This is a genomic window from uncultured Microbacterium sp., assembly GCF_963521645.1.
Classification (GTDB): Bacteria; Actinomycetota; Actinomycetes; order Actinomycetales; family Microbacteriaceae; genus Microbacterium.
In genome coordinates this window covers 1-11,556 of record NZ_CAUQVQ010000080.1, presented here as the reverse complement: position 1 = coordinate 11,556, position 11,556 = coordinate 1, and the positions used below count along the sequence as shown (strand labels likewise).

The 11,556-nt window shown below is 68.0% G+C and carries 10 protein-coding genes; 9 read left to right on the top strand and 1 reads right to left on the bottom strand.

Annotated elements, in window-relative coordinates; genetic code table 11:
• The 7 genes from RWO82_RS13090 to pgl all read left to right on the top strand — a co-directional run.
• Positions 1-738, top strand: a 738-nt coding sequence (locus RWO82_RS13090; RefSeq protein WP_314427805.1) for a hypothetical protein, incomplete at its 5' end; no start/stop codon positions are given.
• Positions 739-1,000: 262 nt separating this feature from the next.
• A complete protein-coding gene (gene tkt / locus RWO82_RS13085) occupies positions 1,001-3,097 on the top strand; it encodes a transketolase (RefSeq protein ID WP_314427802.1) in 2,097 nt (698 codons plus the stop codon).
• Entirely contained in the window at positions 3,094-4,206 is a 1,113-nt protein-coding gene (gene tal / locus RWO82_RS13080; RefSeq protein ID WP_314427799.1) for a transaldolase, read from the top strand. The genes tkt and tal overlap by 4 nt, the downstream gene beginning before the upstream one ends.
• Positions 4,203-5,810: a glucose-6-phosphate isomerase gene (locus RWO82_RS13075; RefSeq protein WP_314427798.1), complete on the top strand. Its 1,608-nt coding sequence runs from the start codon at positions 4,203-4,205 to the stop codon at positions 5,808-5,810. Before tal ends, RWO82_RS13075 begins: the two co-directional genes overlap by 4 nt.
• A gap of 22 nt (positions 5,811-5,832) precedes the next feature.
• A complete protein-coding gene (gene zwf, locus RWO82_RS13070) occupies positions 5,833-7,383 on the top strand; it encodes a glucose-6-phosphate dehydrogenase (RefSeq protein ID WP_314427795.1) in 1,551 nt (516 codons plus the stop codon).
• The gene (locus tag RWO82_RS13065; RefSeq protein ID WP_314427792.1) at positions 7,380-8,315 is read left to right on the top strand and encodes a glucose-6-phosphate dehydrogenase assembly protein OpcA; all 936 of its coding nucleotides are present in this window, start codon (positions 7,380-7,382) and stop codon (positions 8,313-8,315) included. Before zwf ends, RWO82_RS13065 begins: the two co-directional genes overlap by 4 nt.
• The gene (pgl, locus tag RWO82_RS13060) at positions 8,315-9,100 is read left to right on the top strand and encodes a 6-phosphogluconolactonase (RefSeq protein ID WP_314427790.1); all 786 of its coding nucleotides are present in this window, start codon (positions 8,315-8,317) and stop codon (positions 9,098-9,100) included. The genes RWO82_RS13065 and pgl overlap by 1 nt, the downstream gene beginning before the upstream one ends.
• Before the next feature lie 66 nt (positions 9,101-9,166).
• Here pgl and RWO82_RS13055 read toward each other — a convergent pair whose 3' ends face one another.
• On the bottom strand, positions 9,167-10,183 hold the full coding sequence (locus RWO82_RS13055; protein ID WP_399540846.1) for a DMT family transporter: 1,017 nt from the start codon (positions 10,181-10,183) through the stop codon (positions 9,167-9,169).
• Positions 10,184-10,226: 43 nt separating this feature from the next.
• On the opposite strand from RWO82_RS13055, the gene def reads away from it, so the two are divergent.
• Complete coding sequence (gene def / locus RWO82_RS13050) at positions 10,227-10,793, top strand: peptide deformylase (protein ID WP_314427788.1); 567 nt, start codon at positions 10,227-10,229, stop codon at positions 10,791-10,793.
• A 120-nt stretch (positions 10,794-10,913) separates the two neighbouring features.
• The gene (locus RWO82_RS13045; RefSeq protein WP_314427785.1) at positions 10,914-11,429 is read left to right on the top strand and encodes a septum formation family protein; all 516 of its coding nucleotides are present in this window, start codon (positions 10,914-10,916) and stop codon (positions 11,427-11,429) included.
• Positions 11,430-11,556: the final 127 nt, after the last annotated feature.

Below are 11,556 nucleotides of genomic sequence, written 5' to 3'. Positions count from 1 at the left end.
GGCAACTCCTCGCTCACGATCTCCGGGACACAGCAGCGCCCCGGCTCTCCGGCGCTTCCGAGCATTCCGGGAGACCGCGACGAACGTGACGGCACCGCGTCCGACGCGCCAGCGCGACCCGCTCCTCCGAGCGAACAGGCGATACGACTGGCTGAGTGTCTCGACGACGACGGCACGGTGCGATGTTCGACGCTGACCACTCCGACCGCGACACCCCCGGCCGCCCTCCAGTCCGCCCCTCCCGCTCCCGCGACGCCGACCATCACCCTGACCGACCTCGCGGGCTTCGCACCTGCCTCTGCGCGTGCGACCGCCGAGCCCGCGAACATCGGCATCGCCGGCCTGCCGACCAACTTCACCGTCGCGGCGGATGTCCACACCCAGTCGGGCGAGCTGTTCGGCGTGCCCCTCTCGGTGCGGTTCACCCCTTCGTCGTACCGCTTCGACTACGGCGACGGCGCTCTGGCCACTGTCGCCGTGCCGGGCCGAACGTGGAAAGCACTCGGTCAGCCGCAGTTCACTCCGACCCCGACCTCGCACGTGTACCGCGAACGCGGCGAGTACACCGCACGCGTCGACGTGTTCTACACGGTCGAAGTCGACCTGGGATCGGGCTGGACCCCCATCTCAGGTCGACTGACCGCCGAGGGATCGCCACAGACGATCCGCATCCTCGAGGCGCACACCGCGCTCGTCGCCCACACCTGCATCGAAGACCCAGTGGCCACAGGATGCTGACGACCCCGCGAGCGGGTCTTCAGCCGCGCAGGTGGCACCCCGTCTCACCGTTCACGAACCCCGGTTCCGAGCCTGTCCGCGTGTATCGCGCTCCCGGGAATTACACGCCTGATCGTGCGTTGTAAAGGGAGGTCACGGGTCTGACCACGGCGCTATGCTGAAAAGACTCGCGTGCCCGGCGCACATCACATTCCATCCGTAACGACGCGGACACCGATGCTGCACTCCGGGTGCTCTCGAACTGTCTGAGAAGGGCTTCACCGTGTCGGAACTGCAGTGGGAAGAAATCGATCGGCGCGCGGTGGACACCGCTCGTCTGCTGGCCGCGGATGCCGTGGAGAAGGTCGGCAACGGTCACCCCGGCACCGCCATGAGCCTCGCTCCCGCCGCGTACCTGCTCTATCAGCGCGTGCTGCGCCATGACCCGACCGACACCGACTGGCTCGGCCGCGACCGATTCATCCTCTCGGTCGGACACTCCTCGCTCACCCAGTACGTGCAGCTGTACCTCGGCGGCTTCGGGCTCGAGCTCGACGACCTCAAGGCGCTGCGCACGTGGGGCTCGCTGACCCCCGGCCACCCCGAGTACGGGCACACCAAGGGCGTCGAGATCACCACCGGTCCGCTCGGTCAGGGACTCGCCTCTGCCGTGGGCTTCGCCTACGCGGCGCGATACGAGCGCGGTCTGTTCGACCCCGAGGCCGAAGCGGGCACGAGCCCGTTCGACCACTTCGTCTACGTGATCGCGGGCGACGGCGACCTGCAGGAGGGCGTCACGAGCGAAGCCTCCTCGCTCGCCGGTCACCAGGAGCTCGGCAACCTCATCGCGATCTACGACTCAAACCAGATCTCGATCGAGGACGACACGAACGTCGCCTTCACCGAAGACGTCGCGAAGCGCTACGAGGCCTATGGCTGGCAGGTGCAGACCGTCGACTGGAAGAAGACGGGCGAGTACGTCGAGGACGTCGCGGAGCTGCACGCCGCGATCGAGGCCGCCAAGGGCGAGACTTCGAAGCCGTCGCTCATCATTCTCAAGACCATCATCGGCTGGCCGTCGCCCGGCAAGCAGAACTCCGGAAAGATCCACGGTTCCGCCCTGGGTGGCGACGAGCTCGCCGCGACCAAGAAGGTCCTCGGGTTCGACGCTGACGAGCACTTCGCGATCGCCGACGATGTGATCGCCCACACCCGCGGTCTCGCCGAGCGCGCTGCCGAAGCGCGTGCTGCCTGGCAGACGTCGTTCGACGCCTGGGCGGCCGCCAACCCCGAGCGCAAGGCCCTGCTCGATCGCCTCGAGGCGAAGGAGCTGCCTGCGGACATCACGTCGGCTCTCCCCGTCTTCGAGAGCGGCAAGGACGTGTCGACCCGCGCGGCTTCCGGTCAGGTGATCAACGCTCTCGCTGCCGAGCTCCCCGAGCTCTGGGGCGGTTCCGCCGACCTCGCCGAATCGAACCTCACCACGATCAAGGATTCGAAGTCCTTCATCCCGGCCGAATGGTCGACGCACGAGTGGTCCGGCGACCCCTACGGACGCGTGCTGCACTTCGGCATCCGCGAGCACGCGATGGGCGCCATCGTCAACGGCATCGTGCTGCACGGCCCGACGCGTGCCTTCGGCGGAACGTTCCTCATCTTCAGCGACTACATGCGCCCGCCGGTGCGTCTGGCCGCGCTCATGAACGTTCCGAGCATCTTCGTCTGGACGCACGACTCCGTCGCACTCGGTGAAGACGGCCCCACGCACCAGCCCGTCGAGCAGATCGCGACGCTGCGCGCCATCCCGAACTTCACGCTCGTGCGCCCCGCCGACGCCAACGAGACTTCCGCGGCATGGCTCGAGATCCTTCGTCGTCACGAGGGACCGGCCGGCATCGCGCTGACCCGTCAGAACATCCCGGTGTTCGAGCGCGGCCAGGGCACCGCCGAGGGCGACGTGTTCGCCTCGACCGAGGGCGTCTCCAAGGGTGCCTACGTGCTCGCGGAGGCGCCGAACGGCACCCCCGACGTGATCATCATCGCTACCGGCTCCGAGGTTCAGCTCGCCGTGGACGCTCGTGCCGCCCTGGCGGAAGAGGGCGTCAATGTGCGCGTGGTCTCCGCTCCGTCGCTCGAGTGGTTCGACGAGCAGGACGAGGCGTACCGTGAGTCCGTGCTGCCGAAGGCCGTGACCGCACGCGTCTCGGTCGAGGCCGGGTCGGTCCTCAGCTGGCGCGGCATCGTGGGCGACCGCGGCCGTTCGGTCGGCATCGACCACTTCGGCGCCTCCGCCGACTACAAGACGCTGTTCCAGAAGTTCGGCATCACCACCGAGGCCGTCATCGCGGCCGCACGCGAGACCATCAAGGAGAACGCATGAGCACCCCCACCGCAGACCTCGCCGCCGCCGGAGTCAGCATCTGGCTCGACGACCTGTCCCGTACCCGCATCTCCTCCGGCAACCTCGCCGAGCTGATCGAGACGCGCAACGTCGTCGGCGTCACCACGAACCCGACGATCTTCGCCAACGCGATCACCGACAAGAACAACACGTCGTACGACGCCCAGGTCTCCGAGCTCGCCGCGTCCGGCGCGACGGCCGAGGAGGCCGTGTTCGCCGCGACGACGCAGGATGTCGCCGCCGCCCTCGACGTCTTCCGTCCCGTGTGGGAGAAGTCGGGTCATGTCGACGGTCGCGTCTCGATCGAGGTCTCCCCCGACCTGGCGCACGACACCGAGGGCACGGTCGCCCAGGCCAAGCAGTTGTGGGCCAAGGTCGACCGTCCGAACCTGCTCGTGAAGATCCCCGCGACCAAGGCGGGCCTCCCGGCGATCACCGAGGCCATCGCGTCGGGCATCAGCGTCAACGTGACGCTGATCTTCAGCCTCGAGCGCTACGCCGAGGTCATCGACGCCTACCTGACCGGCCTCGAGCGCGCGCACAGCGCAGACTTCGACCTGTCGAGCATCCACTCCGTCGCGTCGTTCTTCGTCTCGCGCGTCGACACCGAGACCGACAAGCGCCTCTCGGCGATCGGCACCGACGAGGCCGAAGCTCTCAAGAGCAAGGCCGGCCTCGCCAACGCGCGTCTCGCCTACGAGCTGTACGAGCAGAAGTTCGCGGAGAAGCGCGCTCAGGACCTCATCAAGCTGGGCGCCAACCCGCAGCGGCCGCTGTGGGCGTCGACCGGTGTCAAGGACCCGGCCCTGCCCGACACGCTGTATGTCACCGAGCTCGTCGCGAAGGATGTCGTCAACACGATGCCCGAGAAGACGCTCGAGGCGACCTTCGACCACGGCGTCGTCACCGGTGACACCATCACCGGCGGCTACGACGAGGCTCGCGCGGTGTTCGCGGGACTCGCCGACCTCGGCATCGACTTCACCGACGTGACTCAGGTGCTCGAGGATGAGGGCGTCGCGAAGTTCATCGACTCCTGGCACGACCTGCTCACCCAGGTGAGCGAAGGGCTCGAGGCGCAGCGATGACGTTCGCGATCCACGCGTCGGGCGCAGCCCGGGCGGCGATCGATGAGACCGTGCCCGCACTGGTGCACGATCTCATCGCCTCGCGCGTCACGGGCGGCGACGCCAGCCTGTGGGGTCCGGACGCCGAGCCCGAGGCGTCGATCCGCCTGGGCTGGGTCGAGGCCGTCTCGGTGTCTCGCCCTCTGGTCGCCGAGATCACCGCCCTGCGCGACGAACTGCACGCGAAGGGCGTCACCCGCATCGTGCTCGCAGGCATGGGCGGCTCCTCGCTGGCACCCGAAGTGATCGCACAGACGAGTGGTGTGCCGCTGACCATCCTCGACTCCACTGCTCCCGGGCAGGTTCTCGCCGCGCTCGACGGGGGCCTGGAGAACATCGCCCTCGTGGTGTCGTCGAAGTCCGGCTCGACCGTGGAGACCGACTCGCAGCGCCGCGCGTTCGAAGCCGCGTTCCGCGACGTCGGCATCGACCCGGCGGAGCGCATCGTCGTGGTGACCGATCCCGGATCTCCTCTCGAGAGCTCGGCCCGTCAGGCCGGATACCGCGTCTTCACCGCGGATCCCCACGTCGGCGGACGGTATTCGGCGCTCACGGCCTTCGGGCTCGTGCCGTCGGGACTCGCAGGCGCCGACATCGACGAGCTGCTGAACGAGGCAGAGGCGTCTCTGCTGGAGGTCGCCGTCGATTCGGCCGACAACCCCGCTCTGCGCCTCGCCGCCGCGATATCGGCCACCGTCCCTCGGAGGGACAAGCTCGGTCTGATCACCGACGGCACGCACATCAACGGACTGCCCGACTGGATCGAACAGCTGATCGCGGAGTCCACGGGGAAGTCGGGGACCGGCATCCTCCCGGTCGTCCTCCTCCCGGTGTCGCCCGAGCTCGATTCCGCGCCCGCGGATCTGCAGATCGTGCGTCTGGTGGACGACGCGAACGAGTTCCACCTCCGTGAGCGCCACGAGGGAGAGATCCTCGTCAGTGGATCGCTCGGCGCCCAGTTCATCGTCTGGGAGTACGCCACGGCGATCGCGGGCTATCTGCTCGGGATCAACCCGTTCGACCAGCCCGACGTGGAGTCGGCGAAGGTCGCCGCACGAGGTCTTCTCGACGCACGCCCCGGCTCGACGGAGCCCGCATTCGTTGAGAACGGCGTGGAGGTGCGCGTGTCCGATCCGGCCCTCGCCGCCTCGGGAACCGTCGAAGGGGTTCTCGACGCACTCTGGGCTCGTTTGTCGGACGACGGCTACGTCGCGGTCCAGGCATACGTGAACCGTCTCGACGTGCCGCAGCTGCAGGGCATCCGCGAACTCGTCGCCGCCGACTCCGGTCGACCGACGACCTTCGGCTGGGGACCCCGTTTCCTCCATTCGACCGGGCAGTACCACAAGGGTGGACCCGCTCAGGGTGTGTTCCTGCAGATCCTCGAGCGCACCGACGTCGATCTCGAGATCCCCGAGCGGCCGTACACGTTCGGCCAGCTCATCGAGGCGCAGGCGGCCGGCGATGCCGGTGTCCTGGCAGCCCATGGACGACCCGTCGTCTCCCTGACGATCACCGATTCGTCGGCTGACGTCCTCACCCTCTTCGAAGCAGCACAGAAGTAACAGCCAGGAGAATCTCCCACCGATGTCTGTTCCCATCTCGCGCGGGCACAACCCGCTGCGTGACCCCGATGATCGCCGTCTCAACCGGATCGCGGGGCCCAGTGCACTCGTGATCTTCGGTGTGACCGGAGACCTGTCACGCAAGAAGCTCATGCCCGCCGTCTACGATCTCGCCAACCGCGGGCTCCTGCCTCCCGGATTCGCTCTGGTCGGCTTCGCCCGACGTGATTGGGAGGACCAGGACTTCGCTCAGGTCGTGTACGACGCCGTCAAGCAGCACGCGCGCACCCCGTTCCGCGAGGAGACGTGGGCGCAGCTGCTTCAGGGCATCCGCTTCGTCTCGGGAGAGTTCGACAATCCCGAATCGTTCCGCAAGCTCCGTGAGACGGTGGATCAGCTGGACGTGGAGCGGGGCACCATGGGGAACCACGCGTTCTACCTGTCGATCCCGCCGAAGTCGTTCGCGGTGGTCGCGCAGCAGCTCAAGGACTCGGGTCTCGTGGGCGACGACGACGACAACGAGGACTGCTGGCGTCGTGTCGTCATCGAGAAGCCCTTCGGGCACGACCTCGAATCCGCGCGGGAGCTGAACGCGGCGCTCGAGGTCGCCTTCTCGGCGGACTCGATCTTCCGCATCGACCACTACCTCGGCAAGGAGACGGTGCAGAACATCCTCGCTCTGCGCTTCGCCAACGAGCTGTACGAGCCGATCTGGAACCGCAACTACGTCGACCACGTGCAGATCACGATGGCCGAGGACATCGGCGTGGGCGGCCGTGCCGGGTACTACGACGGCGTCGGCGCCGCGCGCGACGTCATCCAGAATCACCTTCTGCAGCTCCTCGCGCTCACCGCGATGGAGGAGCCGATCAGCCTGTCTGCCGAGCACCTGCGCGCCGAGAAGGAGAAGGTCCTCGCCGCCGTGCACGTGCCCGACGACCTCTCGCTCGCGACAGCGCGCGGACAGTACGCCGGCGGATGGCAGGGCGGCGAGCAGGTCACCGGGTTCCTCGACGAGGAAGGCATGAACCCCGAGTCGGCGACGGAGACCTATGCCGCCATCAAGCTCGAGATCGACACCCGCCGCTGGGCGGGAGTGCCTTTCTACCTGCGCACCGGAAAGCGTCTTGGACGACGCGTGACCGAGGTCGCGGTCGTCTTCAAGAAGGCACCGGAGCACCTCTTCGGCCGTTCGAACACGTCCGAGCTCGGACAGAACGCCCTCGTGATCCGCGTGCAGCCCGACGAGGGCGTCACGATCCGCTTCGGCTCGAAGGTCCCCGGCAACGGCACCAACGTGCGCGACGTCACGATGGACTTCGGATACGGCCACGCGTTCACCGAGGCCAGCCCCGAGGCGTACGAGCGTCTGATCCTCGACGTGCTGCTCGGCGACCCGCCGCTGTTCCCCCGGCACGAAGAGGTCGAACTGTCGTGGAAGATCCTCGACCCCGTGGAGAAGTTCTGGGCCGCAGAGGGCGGCCCGGTCGACCAGTACGCACCCGGCTCGTGGGGTCCTGCATCCGCGGATGACCTCCTTGCCCGCGACGGACGAGTCTGGAGACGCCCATGATCATCGACCTTCCCGACACGACCGTCAGCCAGGTCGCCAAGCAGCTCGTCAAGGTGCGTGAAGACGGCGGCGCCGTGGCCCTCGGTCGCGTTCTCACCCTCATCATCTCGGCGCGCAACGGCGTGGCCGAGGCGGCCATCGATGCCGCGAACGACGCCTCGCGCGAGCACCCCATGCGTGTCATCGTGCTGACCACCGGTGACGGCGATGCCCATCTCGACGCGCAGATCCGCGTCGGCGGCGACGCCGGTGCGAGCGAGGTGGTCGTCCTCCACGCCTACGGCGATGCCGCGAGCAACGAGGAGAGCCTCGTCACCGGCCTCCTGCTGCCCGACGCTCCCGTCGTCGCGTGGTGGCCGGAGGAAGCACCGACCTCTCCCGCCAACTCGCCGCTCGGGAAGATCGCGCAGCGCCGCATCACCGACGCGGCGACGGCTCCCGACGTGCGGGACCGGCTCGCCCTCCTCGGCGAGACCCACGCCCCGGGCGACACCGATCTCGCATGGACGCGCCTCACCCACTGGCGCGAGCAGCTCGCCGCCGTGCTGGACCAGCCGCCGTTCGAAGCCGTCGACGCCGTCGAGGTGCGGGGAGGCTCGGCGTCGCCGTCGACAGCTCTGCTCGCCGCCTGGCTGCAGCTGGCGCTCGATGTGAAGGTCACCTGGCACTACGAAGACGCCGAGCACTGGCAGGAGGGCATCAAGTCGGTGCGCCTGACGCGCGCGTCGGGCGACATCCTCCTGGAGCGCCCCGAGCCCGGAATCGCGGTCCTCACCCAGCCGGATCAGCCCGACCATGACCTGCACCTGCCGCGGCGCACACTGCGTGAATGCCTCGCCGAGGAGCTGCGTCGGCTGGATCCCGACGTCTTGTACGGCCGAGTGATCACCGAGGGCTGGGAAAAGCTGGGCCCGCCCGAGGCAGGAGAATGATGTCGACCCAGCGGACTCCCGCAGAGAAGCGGGTCGTAGTCGAGAGCACGCCCGGTGCGCTGGCGGAGCGTGTGGCAGACCGCTTCCTGACCCGCCTGCGCGCGCGCACACGCAACGGCCGCATCGCACACGTCGCCCTCACCGGCGGGTCCATGGGCGGTGCCGTGCTGCGTGCGACGCTCGAGGATCCGCGCTCCGACGACATCGACTGGTCGCTGGTGCACTTCTGGTGGGGTGACGAGCGCTTCGTCGCTCGGACCGACGCCGACCGCAATGCTGTGCAGTCTCGCGCCGCCTTGCTCGATCACATTCCCGTGCCCCCGGAGAACGTGCACGAGGTCGCCGCAGCCGACGAGGGCCTGACGCTGGATGAGGCAGCCGCCGCGTATGCCGCGGAGCTCGCCCGATTCGGTACCGATGAGCACCCATGGCCGTCGTTCGCGGTCTGCTTCCTCGGCGTCGGGCCGGACGGCCACATCGCGTCGCTCTTCCCCGACCGGCAGGAGGTCACGGTGACCGATGTCGCAGCCCTCCCTGTGCGCAACTCCCCCAAGCCGCCGCCCGAGCGTGTGACGCTGACGCGTCCCGTGCTCAACGCTTCCAAGCGGGTCTGGCTCGTCCTGACCGGAGCCGACAAGGCGTCGGCCCTCGGACTCGCTCTCGCGGGGGCCAGCTACACGAGTGTGCCGGTCGCAGGAGCGAAGGGCCGCAAGCGCACGGTCTTCTTCGTCGACGACGCCGCAGCCTCCGAGGTCTCTCCCGACCTGATTGATCAGTCGTACTGATCCCTCACCCGCAGAAAGGCGCCGAGCACCCCACGGGGTCTCGGCGCCTTCTGCGTCTGGAGATGTTCAGGCTTCGTCGTCCGTCGAGCGCTCGTCGCTGTTCCGGTCGGCGCTGCCGCGGGTGATCCCGAGCTCTTGACTGTCGCTCAGCACCTGCGGGTGGTACCGCGCGAGTCCGACGACTCCCCAGACGGCGATGGCTCCGGCGACTCCGAAGATGACCAAGACCCACGGCGGAGCCGCTGCGGCCTCGCCCAGGATCGTCATACCGATGATGACCGCGACGAGCGGGTCGACCACCGTGAGACCGGCGATGACGAGGTCGGGCGGACCGGAGCTGTACGCGGTCTGCACGAAGTATGCGCCGACCGCCGCGGCCGCGATCAACGCGATCACGCACACGATCGTGATCCACTCGAAGTTGCCTGCCTGCACGCGCTTGATGACGACTTTCGCGAGCGTGGCGACGAAGCCGTAGAGGATTCCCGCGCCGATCACATAGAAGAGCGCACGCATGCGGTGCCGCAGCACGAGCCAGCACGCGCCGAGGATGATGATGACGACCAGCAGGATCGCGAGGATCGTGAAGAGCTCGGTGTCGGTGACGTCCTTCTCGGTCGCGAAAATCGCCGCGAAGAAGACGAAGAGGAAGATTCCTCCCACACAGGCCACGATCGCGGTGATCGATTGCTTCGTCGGCGAGTGGCCGGAGATGCGCGCGTTGAGCAGCGTCGTCATGACGAGAGCGATCGCACCGAGCGGCTGCACGACGATGAGCGGCGCCTGCACGAGAGCAGCGAGCTGGCACACGATCGCGAGTCCGAGCATCAGGGTGCCGGCGATCCACGACGGGCGCGTGAGGAGGGCTCCGACCTGCGCGAGCGACAACCCGCTCGTGCCGTTGGATCCGCTCAGCCGCTCGACCTTCTCGACGCCGCGGTGCTGATATTGCGCACCGAGCGACATGAAGACGGCGCCCGCCAGCGCAAGAGGGATGCCGAGGAGCAGCCCGGGATTCTGGAAGGCTCCGACCAGCTGATCGGTGACGTCTTCCGCTCCGGTCGTCCATACGGAAATGCTCACCTTACGACCCTACCCGGCGACATGCGCCGAGTAGGGTTATGGCGTGGCTGTACTTCCTATTCGCATCATGGGCGACCCCGTCCTGCACTCCCCCGCCTCCGTCGTCGAGGAGATCACCGACGACATCCGCACACTGGTCGCCGACATGTTCGAGACCATGGACACCGCCCCGGGCGTGGGTCTGGCCGCTCCGCAGGTCGGCGTTCCGCTCAGGCTGTACACGTACTCCTATGTGGACGATGACGACGAACCGTGGCGCGGCGTGATCATCAACCCCGAGCTGTGGATGGTTCCGCTCGAGCCCGGGGCGCCCGACGAGGACCTCGAATCCGAGGGCTGCCTGTCGTTCCCGGGCGAACGTTTCGCTCTGCGCCGCTCCGAGAGGGTTCGCGTGACGGGCACCGATCTCGAGGGACGCCCTGTCGAGATCGCTGTGGACGGCTGGCGCGCCCGCATCATGCAGCACGAGTTCGACCACCTCGACGGCGTCCTGTACATCGACCGGTTGTCGGACGGCGACTGGAAGACCGTGCAGAAGATCGCCAAGAAACGCGGCTGGGGACGCCCCGGCGCGAGCTGGATGCCGGGCGTCGACGACCTGGAGGGCTGACCCGGCTTTCAGCCCAGCCACAGCCTCTTCCAAGTTGCATCACAGACTCGCAGGCGGCTAGCGTGCTGGAGGCGGGCCTCTCAGTGCCCGCACACCACGAAGGCTCTGGAGGGGAACATCATGATGAAACTGCGCACACGACGCGCACTGGCACTCGCGGGTGCAGCGGCGGCGGTGTCGATCGCCTTGACCGGGTGCAGCGCACTCGACGGAATCCTGGGCGGCGGCGCAGGAGACGCGGATCGCGATGAGGAGACCGGCCAGGTCACCGAGAGCGCGAACATCGACATCTTCTCCCTCAAGCTGGGCGACTGCACGATGGACAGCGGCACCGGCCAGCTCGAAGACATCGACGTCGTGCCGTGCGACCAGCCCCACGACATGGAGGTCTTCCACGAGATCACCATGGAGGACGGCGAGTTCTCCGAGGAGGCCGTGGATACCGCGACCGAAGAGTGCATCGGCGACGCGTACACGTCGTTCGTCGGAGTCGGCTACCAGGAGTCCGCCCTGAGTGTCACCACGATCACACCGACGCAGCAGACGTGGGACGAGCTGAACGACCGCGTCATCCAGTGCATCATCTTCGACGAGGCCGGACAGACCACCGGATCGCTCAAGGGCGCCGCGCGCTGATCTGACAACCGCACACAGAGAAGGGGCCCCCCCGGGCGGCGGGGTCCCGTCTCTGTGCCGGCGCCCAGGCGGGGGGGGGCGCCCCGGGGCGCCCCCCCCCACCCCCCACACAGGGAAAACCCCCCCC

Excerpts from the sequence above, each read along its gene's own strand:
- tal (WP_314427799.1), top strand. The coding sequence starts at position 3,094 with ATGAGCACCCCCACCGCAGACCTCGCCGCCGCCGGAGTCAGCATCTGG.
- RWO82_RS13075 (WP_314427798.1), top strand. The coding sequence starts at position 4,203 with ATGACGTTCGCGATCCACGCGTCGGGCGCAGCCCGGGCGGCGATCGAT.
- zwf (WP_314427795.1), top strand. The coding sequence starts at position 5,833 with ATGTCTGTTCCCATCTCGCGCGGGCACAACCCGCTGCGTGACCCCGAT.
- RWO82_RS13065 (WP_314427792.1), top strand. The coding sequence starts at position 7,380 with ATGATCATCGACCTTCCCGACACGACCGTCAGCCAGGTCGCCAAGCAG.
- pgl (WP_314427790.1), top strand. The coding sequence starts at position 8,315 with ATGTCGACCCAGCGGACTCCCGCAGAGAAGCGGGTCGTAGTCGAGAGC.
- RWO82_RS13045 (WP_314427785.1), top strand. The coding sequence starts at position 10,914 with ATGATGAAACTGCGCACACGACGCGCACTGGCACTCGCGGGTGCAGCG.